The organism is Pseudomonas sp. ABa2 (genome assembly GCF_056676075.1).
Map to the genome: position 1 here is coordinate 2,540,390 of NZ_CM155239.1, position 18,021 is coordinate 2,558,410.

Annotated in this window: 15 protein-coding genes; 3 read left to right on the plus strand and 12 right to left on the minus strand. The window is 65.6% G+C overall.

Features of this window, described 5'->3' with window-relative positions:
- The first annotated feature begins 4 nt into the window (after positions 1-4).
- Together AC1G9C_RS12420 and cobA are read left to right on the plus strand one after the other, a co-directional pair.
- Positions 5-2,722, plus strand: coding sequence for a nitrate reductase (locus AC1G9C_RS12420; RefSeq protein ID WP_480410360.1), 2,718 nt, complete (start codon positions 5-7; stop codon positions 2,720-2,722).
- Between the two features lie 11 nt (positions 2,723-2,733).
- Positions 2,734-3,477 (plus strand): uroporphyrinogen-III C-methyltransferase, encoded by a 744-nt coding sequence (gene cobA / locus AC1G9C_RS12425; RefSeq protein ID WP_457787055.1) that lies wholly within the window; start codon positions 2,734-2,736, stop codon positions 3,475-3,477.
- Between the two features lie 115 nt (positions 3,478-3,592).
- On the opposite strand, the gene AC1G9C_RS12430 is transcribed toward cobA, so the two are convergent.
- The 9 genes from AC1G9C_RS12430 to ppsA all read right to left on the minus strand — a co-directional run bounded on the left by AC1G9C_RS12430 (position 3,593) and on the right by ppsA (position 11,880).
- Positions 3,593-4,573, minus strand: coding sequence for an OmpA family protein (locus AC1G9C_RS12430; protein ID WP_122109772.1), 981 nt, complete (start codon positions 4,571-4,573; stop codon positions 3,593-3,595).
- A 108-nt stretch (positions 4,574-4,681) separates the two neighbouring features.
- Positions 4,682-5,272, minus strand: a complete 591-nt coding sequence (gene sigX / locus AC1G9C_RS12435) for an RNA polymerase sigma factor SigX (RefSeq protein ID WP_031303023.1) — start codon at positions 5,270-5,272, stop codon at positions 4,682-4,684.
- Between the two features lie 85 nt (positions 5,273-5,357).
- Positions 5,358-6,182: a mechanosensitive ion channel family protein gene (locus AC1G9C_RS12440; RefSeq protein WP_480410361.1), complete on the minus strand. Its 825-nt coding sequence runs from the start codon at positions 6,180-6,182 to the stop codon at positions 5,358-5,360.
- Between the two features lies 1 nt (position 6,183).
- Entirely contained in the window at positions 6,184-6,435 is a 252-nt protein-coding gene (locus tag AC1G9C_RS12445) for a CrfX protein (protein ID WP_480410409.1), read from the minus strand.
- A 49-nt stretch (positions 6,436-6,484) separates the two neighbouring features.
- On the minus strand, positions 6,485-7,471 hold the full coding sequence (locus AC1G9C_RS12450; RefSeq protein WP_457787056.1) for a zinc transporter ZntB: 987 nt from the start codon (positions 7,469-7,471) through the stop codon (positions 6,485-6,487).
- 4 nt (positions 7,472-7,475) lie between these two features.
- Entirely contained in the window at positions 7,476-7,964 is a 489-nt protein-coding gene (gene rraA / locus AC1G9C_RS12455) for a ribonuclease E activity regulator RraA (protein ID WP_021443659.1), read from the minus strand.
- A gap of 36 nt (positions 7,965-8,000) precedes the next feature.
- Entirely contained in the window at positions 8,001-8,300 is a 300-nt protein-coding gene (locus AC1G9C_RS12460; RefSeq protein ID WP_021443658.1) for a Rieske (2Fe-2S) protein, read from the minus strand.
- Positions 8,301-8,390: 90 nt separating this feature from the next.
- Complete coding sequence (locus AC1G9C_RS12465) at positions 8,391-9,380, minus strand: alpha/beta fold hydrolase (protein WP_457787058.1); 990 nt, start codon at positions 9,378-9,380, stop codon at positions 8,391-8,393.
- Between the two features lie 127 nt (positions 9,381-9,507).
- Positions 9,508-11,880 (minus strand): phosphoenolpyruvate synthase, encoded by a 2,373-nt coding sequence (gene ppsA, locus AC1G9C_RS12470; RefSeq protein WP_031303835.1) that lies wholly within the window; start codon positions 11,878-11,880, stop codon positions 9,508-9,510.
- Positions 11,881-12,062: 182 nt separating this feature from the next.
- Between ppsA and ppsR the strand changes: the two genes are divergently transcribed.
- Positions 12,063-12,881: a posphoenolpyruvate synthetase regulatory kinase/phosphorylase PpsR gene (gene ppsR / locus AC1G9C_RS12475; RefSeq protein ID WP_021445819.1), complete on the plus strand. Its 819-nt coding sequence runs from the start codon at positions 12,063-12,065 to the stop codon at positions 12,879-12,881.
- 66 nt (positions 12,882-12,947) lie between these two features.
- Here ppsR and prpF read toward each other — a convergent pair whose 3' ends face one another.
- The 3 genes from prpF to prpC form a co-directional block, all read right to left on the minus strand.
- A complete protein-coding gene (prpF, locus tag AC1G9C_RS12480) occupies positions 12,948-14,135 on the minus strand; it encodes a 2-methylaconitate cis-trans isomerase PrpF (RefSeq protein WP_480410362.1) in 1,188 nt (395 codons plus the stop codon).
- Between the two features lie 108 nt (positions 14,136-14,243).
- Positions 14,244-16,853, minus strand: a complete 2,610-nt coding sequence (gene acnD, locus AC1G9C_RS12485; RefSeq protein WP_480410363.1) for a Fe/S-dependent 2-methylisocitrate dehydratase AcnD — start codon at positions 16,851-16,853, stop codon at positions 14,244-14,246.
- The gene (gene prpC, locus AC1G9C_RS12490; protein WP_457787062.1) at positions 16,853-18,007 is read right to left on the minus strand and encodes a bifunctional 2-methylcitrate synthase/citrate synthase; all 1,155 of its coding nucleotides are present in this window, start codon (positions 18,005-18,007) and stop codon (positions 16,853-16,855) included. Before prpC ends, acnD begins: the two co-directional genes overlap by 1 nt.
- Between the last annotated feature and the right edge of the window lie 14 nt (positions 18,008-18,021).

An 18,021-nucleotide genomic window follows, 5' to 3' on the forward strand; every position in this document is an offset into this window, starting at 1 on the left:
GAACATGGCCAGCCCCACTCAAGTCACCGCCTCCACCTGCTGCTACTGCGGCGTGGGCTGCGGCGTGCTGATCGAGCACGATGGCGAGCAGATTCTCGGCGTCGCCGGCGACCCCAGCCACCCGGCCAACTTCGGCAAGCTGTGCAGCAAGGGTTCGACCCTGCACCTGACCGGCGACCTCGACGCCCGCGCCCTCTATCCCGAGCTGCGCCTGGGCAAGGGCCTGGCCCGTTCGCGCACGGACTGGGACAGTGCCCTGGATCACGCCGCGGCGGTGTTCGCCGAGACCATCCGCGAGCACGGCCCGGACAGCGTCGCCTTCTACATCTCCGGCCAGCTGCTGACCGAGGACTACTACGCCTTTAACAAGCTGGCGAGAGCGTTGGTGGGAACCAACAATATCGACAGCAACTCGCGGCTGTGCATGTCCAGCGCCGTGGTCGGCTACAAGCGCAGCCTCGGCGCCGATGCCCCGCCCTGCAATTACGAAGACATCGAGCAGAGCGACTGCCTGCTGATCGCCGGCTCCAACATGGCCTACGCCCACCCGGTACTGTTCCGCCGCCTGGAAGAAGCCAAGGCCAGGCGCCCCGAGATGCAGATCATCGTCGTCGACCCGCGGCGCACCGACACCTGCGAGCTGGCCGACCTGCACCTGGCGATTCTGCCCGGCACCGACGTCGCGCTGTTTCACGGCATTTTGCATCTCCTGCTGTGGGAAGGCTGGGTCGACCGCGTCTATATCGACGCCCATACCGAAGGCTTCGCGGCGCTGAAGAACCTGGTGCGCGACTACAGCCCGGCGGCCACCGCCGACATCTGTGGCATCAGCCTGGACGCCCTGCAGCGCTGCGCCGAGCTGATCGGCCGCGCGCCCTCCTTCCTCTCGCTGTGGTGCATGGGGCTCAATCAGTCCTCGTCCGGCAGCGCCAAGAACAGCGCGCTGATCAACCTGCACCTGGCCACCGGGCAAATCGGCAAGCCCGGCGCCGGCCCCTTCTCGCTGACCGGCCAGCCCAACGCCATGGGCGGCCGCGAGACCGGCAGCCTGAGCAACCTGCTGCCAGGCCATCGCGAGGCCGGCAATGCGGAGCACCGCGCCGAAGTCGCCGCCTACTGGGGCGTCGATGCCCTACCGCAGACGCCCGGCCTGTCCGCCATCGAGCTGTTCGATGCGGTGCACGAGGGCCGCATCAAGGCGCTGTGGATCGCCTGCACCAATCCAGCCCAATCGCTGCCGAACCAGAACAAGGTGCACGAGGCCCTGGCCGCCTGCCCCTTCGTCGTGGTGCAGGAAGCCTTCTTCACCACCGAGACCTGCCGCTACGCTGACCTGCTGCTGCCAGCCGCCAGCTGGGGCGAGAAGGAAGGCACGGTGACCAACTCCGAGCGCCGCGTCAGCCATGTACGCCGCGCCGTGCCAGCGCCCGCAGAGGCGCGGCCCGATTGGTCGATCACCTGCGACTTCGCCCGTCGCCTGGAAACTCTGCTCCGCCCCGGCCTGCCCAGCCTGTTCGATTTCGCCGACAGCGAAGCGCTGTTCGAGGAATACAAGCACCTGACCGCCCAGCGCGACCTCGACCTCTCGGGGCTCAGCTACGCGCTGCTCGACGACCAAGGTCCCCAGCAATGGCCGTTCCCGTCCGGCGCGCGCCAGGGCACCGCGCGGCTCTATGCCGACGGCCGCTTCCCCACGGCCAGCGGACGCGCGCAGTTCCACGCTGACCCGTACCGCGCGCCAAAGGAAAAGCGCGAGGCGCGTTACTCCCTGACCCTCAACACCGGCCGCCTGCGCGACCAGTGGCACGGCATGAGCCGCACCGGCACCGCCGCGCGCCTGTTCGGCCATGTCGAGGCCGCCGTGCTCGGCCTACACCCGGATGAACTGCGCCGTCGTCGTCTGCAGGACGGCGATCTGGTCAGGCTGCGCAGCCGCCGCGGCAGCCTGATCCTACCGGTGCAGGCCGACGACTCGGTGCGGCCCGGTCAGGCCTGGCTGCCGATGCACTGGGGCGACCGCTTCCTCAAGGGCCTGGGCACCAATGTGCTGACCCAGCCGGCTTTCGATCCGCTGTCCAAGCAGCCGGAGCTCAAGCACGCCGGGGTCGAGGTGGACAGGGTCGAGCTGCCCTGGCAGCTGTTCGCTCTGGTCGAGGGTGAGGTGCAGAGTCGCTTCGAGGCCTTGCGCCCGCTGTTCGAGGACTTCGCCTACGCCAGCCTCACCCCCACCGGCCGCGAGCGCCCCGCCCTGCTGATCCGCGCCGCCTGCGCCGTAGCGCCGCAGCCGGAGCTGCTGGCACAGATCGACCGCCTGCTGCGCCTGCACCAGGGCCCGGTGCTGGCCTACGACGACCCGCGCCGCGCGGTGGGCAAGCGCGTGCGCATCGAGGACGGCCGTATCGTCAGCATCCGCCTGGCCGGCGAAACCGCCGCCAGCGAATGGCTCAGAAGCCTGTGGCTGGACGGCCAGGCCGACGCCGACCTGCGCCGCTGGCTGCTCGCCCCGGTCTCCGCGCCGCCAGGCAACGCCGGCGCCACCATGCGCGGCAAGACCCTGTGCAACTGCCTGAACGTCAGCGAAAGCGCGGTGTGCGCCGGCATCAAGCGCGGCCTGGACCTGGACGGCCTCAAGCAGGAGCTCAAGTGCGGCACCAGCTGCGGCTCCTGCGTCCCCGAAATCAAACGCCTGCTGGCTAACCAGCCGCTTGCCGTCAACGCCTAGAGGAACCCGATATGAGCGCAAAAGTCTGGCTGGTGGGCGCTGGCCCTGGTGATCCCGAGCTGCTGACGCTGAAGGCGGTCAAGGCCCTGAATCAGGCCGAGATCGTGATGATCGACGATCTGGTCAACCCGGCCGTGCTGGAACACTGCCCAGGCGCGCGCATCGTCTCGGTGGGCAAGCGCGGCGGCTGCCGCTCCACCCCGCAGGCCTTTATCCATCGCCTGATGCTGCGCTACGCGCGCCAGGGCAAGTGCGTGGTGCGCCTGAAAGGCGGCGATCCGTGCATCTTCGGCCGCGGCAGCGAGGAAGCCGACTGGCTCGGCGCGCACGGTATCGAGGTGGAGCTGGTCAACGGCATCACCGCCGGGTTGGCCGGCGCCACCAACTGCGGCATTCCCCTGACCCTGCGCGGCGTGGCGCGCGGCGTGACCCTGGTCACCGCCCATACCCAGGACGACAGCAGCCTGAACTGGGCGGCCCTGGCCCAGGGCGGCACCACCCTGGTGGTCTATATGGGCGTGGCCAAGCTGGTCGACATCCAGGCCGGCCTGCTCGCCGGCGGCATGAGCGGCGAAATGCCGGTGGCGATGATCGAGAACGCCTCACTTCCCGAGCAGCGCGAATGCCGCAGCCAACTGGCCGATATGGTCGCAGATGCCCGCGCCTTTGCCCTGCAGAGTCCGGCCATCCTGGTGATCGGCGAAGTCGCCCGCGCCAGCAGCCATATCAGCATGCCTCAGCTCCTGCATGCCTGACCGCTTCGCGCTCCTGCGAAGTCGTTGTTTGCCCGTCGCCCCCTTGGCGGGCTTTTTTATTCCAGAAAAGAAAAAACCCGGCCAAGGCCGGGTTTTTCTTAGCGCACCAGAAGCATTACTGCTGGATCTGGGCTTCCACTTCGGCTTCAACGCGACGGTTGACGGCGCGACCAGCTTCGGTGGCGTTGTCGGCTACCGGGCGCGACTCGCCGTAACCGGCGGTGTTCACACGGCTGCCATCGACACCGTACTGGTTGACCAGCACATCGCGAACGGCGTTGGCACGACGCTCGGACAGACCCTGGTTATAGGTGTCGCTGCCGACGGAGTCGGTGTGACCTTCAACGGTGGTGGTGGTCTGCGGGTACTGGTTCATGAAGTCGGCCAGGTTCTTGATGTCACCGTAGCTTTCTTCTTTCACGCGGTCCTTGTCGAAGTCGAACTTGACGTCCAGCTCGACGCGCACGGCTTCCATTACCGGCTCCGGAGCGGGCTCGGGCATCGGCTCGACAGCGGCTACGGGGGCCGGAGCCGGGGCCGGCTTGCTGCCGCCGCCGAAGTTCAGACCAACGCCGACGCCGGCTTGCCACTCGGTGTCGCCCTGGTCGATGTTGTACAGAGCGTCGACGCCGGCACGGGCGTAGAACATCTCGGTGAAGTAGTACTTGGCACCGGCACCGGCGATGGCCAGGGTGGAGTGATCACGGCCGCCGCTGTTGGCGTCGCCGATGCTCTGATGGCCGAAGCCGGCAGACACGTAGGGACGCAGGCCTGCACCCGGCTGACCGAAGTGGTAGAGGGCCTTCAGGTCGGTCAGGTTGCCTTTGATGTTCTTGCTGCCGGCAGCGCCTTCGCCACGCAGGTCGTGGTACTCGCCGTAGGACAGGGCCAGCTCGACATCGTCGGTCAGGTAGTAGCCAATGCTGGCGCCGAACAGGTTGCCTTCATCGTGAGCGAAGTCACGCTGGGTGTCGGCGAAGTAGCGATTGACGAAGCCCTCCACCTCGACAGCGCCTTGCCCTTGCGCCAGCGCGCCGAAGGAAGTTGCGGCAACGAGAGAGCCAATGACTACGCCCAAGGTGTTTTTCAGTTTCATCCGTTAAATCCCCATCTTGGTGGTTAATAAGTCGCCTGCGGTTTCAGTCGGCAACTTGGCGGCGATTTTAGCAGGGTTCGCCACTCCCTTAGTGGTCGATTAGCTGAACTAAGTTTCGGAAGTGTCCGAAAATTTGTCGCGCAATCGATCCAAAGCTCGCTTGTAGCGCATTTTCGTGGCGCTCAAGCCCATATGCATGATGTCGGCGATCTCCTGAAACTCCAGCTCTGCGACAAAACGTAGCACCAGAATTTCCCGATCGATCGGGTTGACGTGCACCAACCAGCGATCCAGACCACCGCGTTCCTCGACTTTCGGCGTCTTTTCCTCGGACGCCTCTTCCAACGGATCGAGACTCAGGGCGTCGATCAAACGCCGCTTTCTGCGCTCTTTGCGGTACTGGGTAATGCACTCGTTATAGGTGATGCTGTAGAGCCAGGTCTTGAACTTGGACTTGCCCTCGAAGTTCTTCAAACCGTAAAGAACTTTCAGCATGACCTCTTGACAGACATCGTCGGCGTCCCTTTCGTTCCCCAGATAACGCGCGCAGACATTGAACAGGGTGCGCTGGTAACGGCGCATGAGTTCTTCATAAGCACGGGTGATGTGGAACAACTCGTCGTGAGCGCGCGCCACCAGCTCCTCATCGGTGAGCTCGCGGGGGTCGTAACGCGTGGGCAAGGTTTGGGCTTTGTTCAAAACAAGTTGGGCCGAAAGTCGGGACGAAAACCGCCCCACAGGCTATACCTGTCGGGCGGCGGCATAAAGTAGCAGGATTGGCGCGTTAGCGACTGTTTACCCGTTGCTCGAGCATCACGCGGTTGGCCACCGAGACCAACTCACCCGTATCGGTTAACAGGATAGTCTTGACCGTGCCGATTTCCTCGATCTGCCCTTCGACCTCACCAACCTGCACTTGTTGCCCGACCTGGTACAACTCGCGCACATAAATGCCGGCCAGGATCTGGCTGGCGATTTCCCGGCTGCCCAGCCCCAGGGCCAGCGCCACTGCCAGGCCGACCGAGATCAGCACGATGGCGATGACGTTGTTGAGCAGATCGGTCTTGACCTCCAGCTGACCGATGGCCACCGAGATGCTGATGATGATCACCAGGCCCTGGGCCACACGGCCCAGGCCGTGGGCATAATCCAGGCCGACGCCCTCTGCCGCGCCACGCACCAGGCTGCTGACCAGCTGCGCCAGGAGCACGCCGGCGAGCAGCACCAGGGCCGCGCCGAATACCTTGGGCAAATACAGCGCCAGCACGTCGAGGGTGGCGGAAACCCGCTGCAGGCCGAGCGACTCGGCCGCCGAGACGAGGAAAATCAGCAGCACGAACCAGTAGACGATCTTGCCGATCAGGGTCGACACCGAAGCCTGGATGCCAACGCGCGCCAGCAGTTTGGTCAGCCCGGTGCCCATCATCAGGCGATCCAGCCCGACCTTGCCGAGCAGCTTGGACAGCAGGGTGTCGAGCAGCTTGGCCACGACGAAGCCGAGCAGCACCAGCACCAGGGCGACGAACAGGTTGGGAATGAAGCCGGCGACCTTGGTCCAGAGTGCGGTCATGGCGGCGATCAGGCTTTGGGTCCAGGGGTCGAGTTCCATTTCAATCGGCCTTATCAGCGGAAGCAGGGGAATGGGTACGGCGCGAAACCGGCGCGACATGCGCCGAGCCGTTGTTCAGGGCAATCATCAGGGCTTCGAGCCAGTGGCCCATCAGGCTGAACAGGTCGCCGGCGCCGACCTGACGGTTGGCGGTCTTGAGAACCCGGTGCAGGCAGGCATCGTCGTCATGATTGGACGGCGATGACTTGAGCAAATCGCGTAGGGATTCTTCGAATGGATCGTGCATGTGCACCTCACGGGATGTCACGGCTAGACGCGGCGGCGAGCGGTCAAGTCACACATCACAGCCAGCGCCAGCGGCGAAACAGCCACAGCTGGCCGAGTGCCAGGCTGGCCATCAGGCCGCAGGCGACGAAGAAACCGAGCGGACTCTCGGCGCCGGGTATGCCGCCGACGTTGATGCCCAGCAGGCCGGTGAGGAAGGTCAGCGGCAGGAACAGCCCGGTGATGATGCTGAAGCGGTACATGATGCGGTTCATCCGTTCGCTCAGGCGCCGACTCTCCGCCTCCAGCACCAGGCTGACGCGCTCGCGGACTAGTTCCAGCTCTTCCAGGTAGCGGGTCAGGCGGTTGTTCAGTTCGTTCCAGTAATCGTCGTCGTCCTCGACGAACCAGGGCTGGCGGTTGCGCGCCAGCTGGGCGTAGAGATCGCGCTGTGGCGCCAGGAAACGGCGCAGGCTGGCCGCGCGCCGGCGCACCTGGAGCATCAGGCCGTGCTCGGGACGGTAGCGCTCGTCGGCATCCAGGCGATCTTCCTCGCCGTCGAGCAGCTCGCCCAATTCGGCGATCAGGTCGTCGACGCGGTCGGTCAGGTAGCGCGCCAGCTCCAGCAGCAGCTCGGACGGGGTTTTCGGCCCCCTGCCCGCCTGCAGGTCCTCGATCAGCGCCTCGGTGGCCCGCAGCGGGCGCAGGCGCAGCGAGATGACCCGCCGCGCATCGGCGAAGATGCGCACCGAGACCATGTCCTCCGGCTCGGCGCCGGGGTTGCGGTTGACCCCGCGCAGGAACAGCAGCAGCTCGTCGTCCGGCAGCGGCAGCAGGCGCGGCCGGGTGTTTTCCTCGAGCAACAGGTCGCAGCTGAACTCGTCCAGCCCGCTGTGCTCGCGCAGCCAATGCTGCGCCTGGGGTTGGCTGCGATCCCAGTGCAGCCACAGGCTTTCCTGCTCGGCCAACTGCAGACCGTCCAGCTCTTCGCCCGTGATGCTGCGTGCGCCGCCGCGTCCGTCGAGGACGAAGGCATGCAGCAGGGCCGATTGCTGATCCTGCATGGGCTTATTCCGGCATGCTCAGGGCTTGCGGGGCGACGATGATGCCGTTGTTGTCGGCATACAGGTACTCGCCCGGGCGGAAGGTCACGCCGCCGAAGGTCACCGCCACGTTGAGATCGCCAATGCCGCGCTTGTCGGTCTTCATCGGATGGCTGGCCAGGGCCTGCACGCCCAGTTCGGTCTGGGCGATCACATCGACGTCGCGGATGCAGCCGTACACCACTATGCCCTCCCAGCCGTTCTTGGCCGCCTTCTCGGCGAGCATGTCGCCGAGCAGGGCGCGGCGCAGCGAACCGCCGCCGTCCACCACCAGCACCTTGCCCTGGCCGGGCAGGTCGACCTGCTCCTTGACCAGCGAGTTGTCCTCATGGCACTTGATGGTGACGATCTGGCCGCCGAAGGAGTCGCGGCCGCCGTAGTTGGCGAACATCGGCTCGACCACCTGCACCAGCTCCGGGTAGGCGTCGCACAGGTCGGGGGTGATGTAGTGCATGGCAAAACTCCTTTCAGCAATGAATGGGTGAGACGGCTAGAGGTCGACACCGATGCGGTCGCCGTCATAAGCCGTGTGCAACAGGGACAACCCGGTGCACTGGGCGTTCAGCGCCTGCCCGCTGCGCAGGTCGAACTCGACGCCATGGCGTGCGCAGCGCAGCACCCGGCCCTGCAGGCTGGCGTCATGCAGCGACGCGCCCTGGTGCGGGCAGCGGTTTTCCAGCAGCACCGGCTGCCCCTCGACCACCAGCAGCAACAGGCTGCGCCCGGCAACCTGGAAGCTGCGCCGGTAGCCCTCGTCGAGGTTGATCAGGCGCTCCAGCGCGATGAACATGCCCCCTCCGGCGGCTCCTGAAATGACCGCAAGCCTTTATCGCGTCACATCTTAACGGCATGCGCGCGGCGAAGGAACGCCCGCGCCGCCTCAAGCCCCCGTAGCAGTGGGCTGCTCGGCGAAACCCGCCGGCAGCTGCAGGTGGTTCAGCCAGTACTCGGCCAGCGGCCAGACCTCGCGCTGCGCCTCCTTGCTGACCAGCATCTCGACATGCCCGTAGTCGCTGGAGAAACCGCCCTGCTTGCTCAGCAGCAGAAACTGCTGCGGCGCCGCCGCGCATTGCTGCAGCAGCTTGCGGCAGGCCCAGGGCGGATCCTGACGGTCGCCGGCGGCCGCCACCGCCAGCAGCGGCACCTCGACGCCGGCCAGGCCGGCCCACCAATCCTGCTCGCGGTCGCCGAAGCGGCCGAACAGGCCGTGCCAGCGCAGGCTCTCCAGGGCGATGCCGATGGGTTCGTCCTCCGGCCCCTGCTTCATCCGCCGCCCGGAAATATAGGGCAGGCCCTTGAGCAGCAGACGCCCGCTCCACTCCACCGGCGGCAGCTTGAGCGGCCAGTGGACGCGGCTGATCTGGCTGCCGAACAGCGCCGCCGAGCGCACCTGCCGGGCGTCCAGGTAGCCGCCGCCGAGCGCCGCGGCCAGGGTGATGCCCCCCAGGGAATGACCTATCCAGTGGGCGACCTGCCCGTTCTGCTCGGCGATGAAGGCGGCGATGGCCGGCAGGTCGTGGCGCACGTACTGCGCCACGCTGTTGTGGCGGTAGCCCTCGTTACGTGGCGACAGGCCGTGGCCGCGCATCTCGGCGATCCACACATCGAAGCCGGCACGCGCCAGGTACGCGCCCAGGCCGACGCCCCTGGGCGAGTACCAGAAACGCCGGTTGGAAAAGCTGCCGTGCAGCAGCACCACCGGCACCCCTCGCGCATCTTCGGCGCCGGCCAGGCCGAGACGGGTCAGGGCCAGCTCGACGCTGGAGTCCGGGCTGTTGTTGGGTTTGACAAGGTAGACGTCCTCGCTGAGATCGCCGCGCAATTCGGCGCTGATCAGGGCGACGGGGAAAAGCTCACTGCTGCTTTGCATGGATCGGACGACCGGAAGCGCTTACACGAAATATTGCCGGGAGAGATCGTTTCACAGCGGCTTGCGAGACGGCGGTGCACAAAAAAGGGCGGGATCGACCCGCCCTTTGTCGCCGTCAGGCACGGCCTCAGGCGGGTTGAGTCTCGGCGAGGAAGAACCAGGTGTCGAGCACCGAGTCCGGGTTCAGCGAGACGCTCTCGATGCCCTGCTCCATCAGCCACTTGGCCAGGTCAGGGTGGTCCGAGGGACCCTGGCCGCAGATGCCGATGTACTTGCCGGCCTTGTTGCAGGCGGCGATAGCGTTGGCCAGCAGCTTCTTCACCGCCGGGTTACGCTCGTCGAACAGGTGGGCGACGATGCCGGAGTCGCGGTCCAGGCCCAGGGTCAGCTGGGTCAGGTCGTTGGAACCGATGGAGAAGCCGTCGAAGAACTCGAGGAACTCCTCGGCCAGGATGGCGTTGGACGGCAGCTCGCACATCATGATCACCTTCAGGCCGTCCTGACCGCGGGCCAGGCCGTTGCTGGCGAGCAGCTCGACCACTTGCGAGGCCTCGCCCAGGGTGCGCACGAAGGGCACCATGATCTCGACGTTGGTCAGACCCATCTCGCCGCGCACCTTCTTCAGCGCGCGGCATTCCAGCTCGAAGCAGTCGCGGAAGGACTCGCTGATGTAGCGCGAGGCGCCGCGGAAGCCGAGCATCGGGTTTTCTTCTTCCGGCTCGTAGAGCTTGCCGCCGATCAGGTTGGCGTATTCGTTGGACTTGAAGTCCGACAGCCGCACGATGACCTTCTTCGGCCAGAACGCGGCGGCCAGGGTGCTGATGCCCTCGACCAGCTTCTCGACGTAGAAGTCCACCGGATCGCCGTAACCGGCGATGCGCTTCTCGACGCTGTCCTTGATCTCGGCCGGCAGACCGGCGAAGTTCAGCAGCGCCTTGGGGTGCACGCCGATCATGCGGTTGATGATGAATTCCAGACGGGCCAGGCCCACGCCTTCGTTGGGCAGCTGGGCGAAGTCGAAGGCGCGGTCCGGGTTGCCGACGTTCATCATGATCTTGAACGGCAGCTCGGGCATGGCGTCGACCGAGTTCTTGCGAATGTCGAAGCCCAGCTCACCTTCGAAGATGAAGCCGGTGTCGCCCTCGGCGCAGGAGACGGTGACGCCCTGGCCGTCTTTCAGCACCTGAGTGGCGTTGCCGCAACCGACCACGGCCGGAATGCCCAGCTCGCGGGCGATGATCGCCGCGTGGCAGGTACGCCCGCCGCGGTTGGTGACGATGGCGCTGGCGCGCTTCATTACCGGTTCCCAATCCGGGTCGGTCATGTCGGAGACCAGCACGTCGCCCGGCTGCACCTTGTCCATCTCGGACACGTCGTGGATCACCCGCACCTTGCCGGCGCCGATGCGTTGGCCGATGGCGCGGCCTTCCACCAGTACGGTGCCCTTCTCTTTCAGCAGGTAGCGCTCCATCACGGTGGCGCTGGCGCGGCTCTTCACGGTCTCAGGGCGGGCCTGGACGATGTACAGCTTGCCGTCGTCGCCGTCCTTGGCCCACTCGATGTCCATCGGCCGGCCGTAGTGCTTCTCGATGATCAGCGCCTGCTTGGCCAGCTCGCTGACCTCGGCGTCGCTGATGCAGAAGCGCGCGCGCTCGGCGCGGTCGACTTCCACGGTCTTGACCGAACGACCGGCCTTGGCCTCGTCGCCGTAGACCATCTTGATCGCCTTGCTGCCCAGGTTGCGACGCAGGATCGCCGGGCGGCCGGCTTCCAGGGTCGGCTTGTGCACGTAGAACTCGTCGGGGTTGACCGCGCCCTGCACCACGGTCTCGCCCAGGCCGTAAGCGCCGGTGATGAAGACCACGTCACGGAAGCCGGATTCGGTGTCGAGGGTGAACATCACGCCGGCAGTGCCGGTTTCCGAGCGCACCATGCGCTGTACGCCGGCGGACAGGGCGACCAGCTTGTGGTCGAAGCCCTGGTGCACGCGGTAGGCGATGGCGCGGTCGTTGAACAGGGAGGCGAAGACTTCCTTGGCCGCGCGGATCACGTTGTCCACGCCGCGGATGTTGAGGAAGGTCTCCTGCTGGCCGGCGAAGGAGGCGTCCGGCAGGTCTTCGGCGGTGGCGGAGGAACGCACGGCCACGGCCATATTGTCGTTGCCGGCGCTCATGGTGGCGAAGGCATCACGGATCTGCTTGTCCAGTTCGGCCGGGAACTCGGCGTCCATCACCCACTGGCGAATCTGCGCACCGGTCTTGGCCAGGGCGTTGACGTCGTCGACGTCGAGGGCATCGAGGGCCGCGTGGATCTGCGCGTTCAGGCCGCTCTGCTCGAGAAAGTCGCGGTAGGCCTGAGCCGTAGTGGCGAAACCGCCGGGAACCGAGACACCGGCACCAGCCAGGTTGCTGATCATCTCGCCGAGGGATGCGTTCTTGCCCCCCACATGCTCAACATCGTGATTGCCGAGCTTATCGAGGGAAACTACGTACTCTACCAAGGTGATCTCTCCACTAACGGTGTTGGAAAAGCTCAGGGGGCTCTGGAAGGTCCGGCGAACTCAAGATCGCGAGATTGTGGCCTGGCCCTTGTATAAGTAACAATGCCGAACCCGGTGGGGCCGGCGAAAAACGCGGCCTATGATAGCCAAGAATCGAACTCAGCTTAAGGCCTTTGGCGCAAATGAAACGAACCGCTTTCTTTATCTCCGATGGCACCGGCATCACCGCCGAAACCCTGGGCCAGAGCCTGCTCGCGCAGTTCGAGAATATTCAGTTCACCAAACTGACGCGTCCCTATATCGACAGCGTCGATAAAGCGCGCGCCATGGTACAACAAATCGATCTGGCTGCCGAAAGGGACGGCGCACGCCCGATCATCTTCGACACCATCGTCAACCAGGACATCCGCGACGTACTGGCCACCGCCAACGGATTCATGATCGACATCTTCTCCACCTTCCTCGCGCCGCTGGAGCAGGAACTGACCTCGCACTCCTCCTACTCGGTGGGCAAGTCCCACTCCATCGGGCAGAACTCCAACTACATGGAGCGCATCGAGGCGGTGAACTTCGCCCTGGACAACGACGACGGCGCACGCACCCACTACTACGACAAGGCCGACCTGATCCTGGTCGGCGTATCGCGCTGCGGCAAGACCCCCACCTGCCTTTATATGGCCATGCAGTACGGCATTCGCGCCGCCAACTACCCGCTGACCGAGGACGACATGGAGCGCCTGCAACTGCCGGCCGCGCTAAAGCCGTACAAGAACAAGCTGTTCGGCCTGACCATCGACCCCGACCGGCTCACCGCCATCCGCCACGAGCGCAAGCCCAACAGCCGCTACGCCAGCTTCGCCCAGTGCGAGTTCGAGGTGCGCGAGGTGGAGAACCTGTTCCGCCGCGAGAACATCGCCTATATCAACTCCACGCATTTCTCGGTGGAGGAAATCTCGGCCAAGATCCTGGTGGAAAAAGGTGTTGAGCGCCGGCTCAAGTAATCGCCACAACCAGCTGTTTCAAAAAGAAAAAGGCTCGCAATTTCGAGCCTTTTCCAGTTTTCGCCATCAGAAACTGTCGCCCGGCACCCGTACCCAGCCTTCCATGAGGATGCGCGCACTGCGACTCATGATGGCCTTGGTCACCGTCCACTGGCCGTCGACCCGCTTCGCCTGGGCGCCGACGCGCAAGGTGCCGGACGGATGGCCGAACCGCACCGCCTCGCGCTCGCCGCCGCCGGCCGCCAGGTTGACCAGGGTGCCGGGAATCGCCGCGGCCGTGCCGATGGCCACTGCGCAGGTGCCCATCATGGCGTGGTGCAGCTTGCCCATGGACAGCGCACGCACCAGCAGATCGACCTCGCCAGCCTCTATCTGCTTGCCACTGGAGGCCTTGTAACTCTTCGGCGGGGAAACGAAGGCGATCTTCGGCGTGTGCTGGCGGGTAGCCGCTTCTTCCGCCTTCTTGATCAGGCCCATGCGCAGCGCGCCGGCCACGCGGATTTGCTCGAAACGCGCCAGTTGCGCGGGATCGCCGTTGATGGCTTCGCGCAGTTCGGTGCCCTGGTAGCCGATGTCCTCGGCATTGACGAACACGGTCGGGATGCCGGCGGTGATCATGGTCGCCTTGAAGGTACCGACGCCGGGCACTTCGAGGTCATCGACCAGATTGCCGGTGGGGAACATCGAGCCGCCCTCCTCGCCATCGTCGGACGGGGCGAGGAACTCCAGCACGATCTCCGCCGCGGGGAAGGTCACCCCGTCCAGCTCGAAGTCGCCGGTTTCCTGCACCTGGCCATTGCTGATCGGCACATGGGCGATGATGGTCTTGTGGATATTGGCCTGCCAGATACGCACCACGCAGGTGCCGTTGTCGGGAATCCGCGTCGGATCGACCAGGCCGGCATGGATGGCAAAGGCACCGGCCGCGGTGGACAGGTTGCCGCAGTTGCCGCTCCAGTCGACGAAGGCCTTGTCGATGGAAACCTGGCCGTAGAGGTAGTCGACGTCGTGCTCGGGCTGGCTGCTTTTCGACAGGATCACGCACTTGGAGGTGCTCGAGGTCGCGCCGCCCATGCCGTCGATATGCGCGCTGTACGGGTCGGGGCTGCCGATCACGCGCATGAACAACGCATCGCGCGCCGCGCCCGGCACCTGGCAGCGCTCGGGCAGATCCTGCAGGCGGAAGAACACGCCCTTGCTGGTACCGCCACGGATATAGGTGGCAGGAATCTTGATCTGGGGTTGATGAGCCATAGGTGAGTCCTGGCTGGAAGATAAATGAATCCTAGGGTGGATCACGCCTCACCGATCCACCGTGGAACCAGCCACGGTGGATGGAAAAGCGCCATCCACCCTACGAAATCAGGCGACCGCGCCTTCGAGGAAGTCCTTGGCGAAGCGCTGCAGCACGCCACCGGCCTTGTACACGCTGACGTCGGCAGCGGTGTCCAGGCGGCAGGTCACCGGTACCTTGACCACCTCGCCGTTGCGGCGATTGACCACCAGGGTCAGGTCGCAGCGCGGCGAAATCTCGCCCTCGATGTCGTAGGTCTCGGTGCCATCCAGGCCCAGGGTCAGGCGGGTGGTACCCGGCTTGAACTCCACCGGCAGCACGCCCATGCCCACCAGGTTGGTGCGGTGGATGCGCTCGAAGCCCTCGGCGACTATCACCTCGACACCCGCCAGGCGCACACCCTTGGCCGCCCAGTCGCGGGACGAACCCTGGCCGTAGTCGGCGCCGGCGACGATGATCAGGTTCTGCTTGCGGTTCATGTAGGTTTCGATGGCCTCCCACATGCGCATCACCTTGCCTTCCGGCTCGACGCGAGCCAGCGAGCCCTTCTTCACCTGGCCATCGACCACGGCCATTTCATTGACCAGCTGCGGGTTGGCGAAGGTGGCGCGCTGCGCGGTCAGGTGATCGCCCCGGTGGGTGGCATAGGAGTTGAAGTCCTCCTCCGGCAGGCCCATCTTCGCCAGGTACTCGCCGGCGGCCGAGTCCGCCAGGATGGCGTTGGACGGCGACAGATGGTCGGTGGTGATGTTGTCCGGCAGGATCGCCAGCGGACGCATGCCCTTGAGCGTGCGCTCGCCGGCCAGCGCGCCTTCCCAGTAAGGCGGGCGGCGGATATAGGTGGACATCGGCCGCCAGTCGTACAGCGGGCTGTCGGCTTCCTTCACCGTCCCGAGGTCGAACATCGGGATATAGATCTGCTTGAACTGCTCGGGCTTCACGCTCGCCGCGACTATGGCGTCGATCTCCTCGTCGCTCGGCCACAGGTCCTTGAGGGTGATGGGATTACCCTGGGCATCGGTGCCCAGCGCATCCTGCTCGATATCGAAGCGCACGGTGCCGGCGATCGCATAGGCCACCACCAGCGGCGGCGAGGCCAGGAAGGCCTGCTTGGCGTAGGGGTGGATACGGCCGTCGAAGTTGCGGTTACCCGAGAGCACGGCGGTGGCGTACAGGTCGCGGTCGATGATTTCCTTCTGGATCTTTGGTTCCAGCGCGCCGGACATGCCGTTGCAGGTGGTGCAGGCGTAGGCGACGATGCCGAAACCGAGTTTCTCCAGCTCCGGCAGCAGGCCGGCCTCCTCCAGGTACAGCTTGGCGACTTTCGAACCCGGCGCGAATGAAGTCTTGACCCAGGGCTTGCGCACCAGGCCCAGGGCGTTGGCCTTCTTCGCCACCAGGCCGGCGGCGATGACGTTGCGCGGATTGGAGGTGTTGGTGCAGCTGGTGATGGCGGCGATGATCACCGCGCCGTCAGGCATCAGGCCCTGGGCTTCTTCGCCCTTGCCGGCTTGCAGCTTGGTCTCGTCGGCGATGCCGCGCTCGGCCAGCGCCGAAGTGGGCAGGCGGCGATGCGGATTGCTCGGGCCAGCCATGTTGCGCACCACGCTGCCCAGGTCGAAGCGCAGCACACGCTCGTACTCGGCGGTCTTCAGCGCATCGCTCCACAGGCCGAGGGTCTTGGCGTAGTTCTCCACCAGTGCCACCTGCTCCGGCTCGCGGCCGGTGAGCTTGAGGTAGTCGATGGTCTGGCCGTCGATATAGAACATCGAGGCGGTGGCGCCGTATTCCGGGCACATGTTGGAGATGGTGGCGCGGTCGCCGATGGTCAGGCTGTCGGCGCCCTCGCCGAAGAACTCGACCCAGGCACCGACCACGCGCTCCTTGCGCAGGAACTCGGTGATGGCCAGGACGATGTCGGTGGCGGTGATGCCGGGCTGACGTTTGCCGGTCAGCTCGACGCCGACGATGTCGGGCAGGCGCATCATCGACGGATGGCCGAGCATCACCGTCTCGGCTTCCAGGCCGCCGACGCCGATGGCGATCACGCCCAGGGCATCGACGTGCGGGGTGTGCGAGTCGGTGCCGACGCAGGTGTCGGGGAAGGCCACGCCGCCGCGCGCCTGGATCACCGGGCTCATCTTCTCCAGGTTGATCTGGTGCATGATGCCGTTGCCGGCCGGGATCACGTCGACGTTCTTGAACGCGGTCTTGGTCCAGTCGATAAAGTGGAAGCGGTCCTCGTTGCGCCGGTCCTCGATGGCGCGATTCTTCTCGAAGGCATCCGGGTCGAAGCCCGGCGCCTCGACGGCCAGCGAATGGTCGACGATCAACTGGGTCGGCACCACCGGATTGACCTTGGACGGATCGCCGCCCTGCTCGGCGATGGCGTCGCGCAGGCCGGCCAGGTCGACCAGTGCGGTCTGGCCGAGGATGTCGTGGCAGACCACCCGCGCCGGGTACCAGGGAAAATCCAGGTCGCGCTTGCGATGGACCAGCTGCTCCAGCGCGGCGGTCAGTTCCTGCGGATCGCAGCGGCGCACCAGCTGCTCGGCGAGCACGCGCGAGGTGTAGGGGAGCTTGTCCCAGGCACCGACCTGGATCGCCTCGACCGCCTCGCGGGCGTCGAAGTAATCCAGCGCGGTGCCGGGCAGGCTTTTACGGTATTGAGTGTTCATCACTTGCGCTCCTTGAGCGGCACGAACTTCAGGTCTTCGGGGCCCGTGTAGTTGGCGCTCGGGCGGATGATCTTGCCGTCGATGCGCTGCTCGATGACGTGCGCGGACCAGCCGGCGGTGCGGGCGATGACGAACAGCGGGGTGAACATGGCGGTGGGCACGCCCATCATGTGGTAGCTCACGGCGCTGAACCAGTCGAGGTTGGGGAACATCTTCTTGATTTCCCACATCACGCTTTCCAGGCGCTCGGCGATGTCGAACATCTTGGTGTTGCCCTGCTCCACCGACAGCTCGCGGGCCACTTCCTTGATCACCTTGTTGCGCGGGTCGCTGACGGTGTAGACCGGGTGACCGAAGCCGATCACCACTTCCTTGCGCTCGACGCGGGCGCGGATATCGGCCTCGGCATCAGTCGGGTTGTCGTAGCGCTTCTGGATCTCGAAGGCCACCTCGTTGGCGCCGCCGTGCTTGGGCCCGCGCAGCGCGCCGATGGCGCCGGCGATGCAGCTGAACATGTCGGAGCCGGTGCCGGCGATCACCCGCGAGGTGAAGGTCGAGGCGTTGAATTCGTGCTCGGCGTACAGGTTGAGCGAGGTGTGCATGGCGCGCACCCAGGAATCACGAGGCTTTTCGCCGTGCAGCAGGTGGAGGAAGTGGCCGCCGATGGAGTCGTCGTCGGTTTCCACCTCGATGCGCTTGCCGTTGTGGCTGTAGTGGTACCAGTACAGCAATGCGGACCCGAGGGACGCCATCAGCTTGTCGGCGATATCGCGCGCGCCCGGGTGGTTGTGGTCGTCCTTCTCCGGCTGCAGGCAGCCGAGCACGGACACCGCGGTGCGCATCACGTCCATCGGGTGGGCGGACGGCGGCAGGGTCTCCAGGGCGGCCTTGACGCCGGCCGGCAGGCCGCGCAGGGCCTTGAGCTTGGCCTTGTAGCCGGCCAGTTCGGCGACATTGGGCAGCTTGCCATGCACCAGCAGGTGAGCGATTTCCTCGAACTCGCAGCGGTTGGCGAAGTCGAGCACGTCATAGCCGCGGTAGTGCAGGTCGTTGCCGGTGCGGCCGACGGTGCACAGGGCGGTGTTGCCGGCGGCGGTGCCGCTCAGGGCGACCGATTTCTTCGGTTTGAAGCCGGCAGTGGTTTCGGCGCTCATCTCTTATCTCCTCG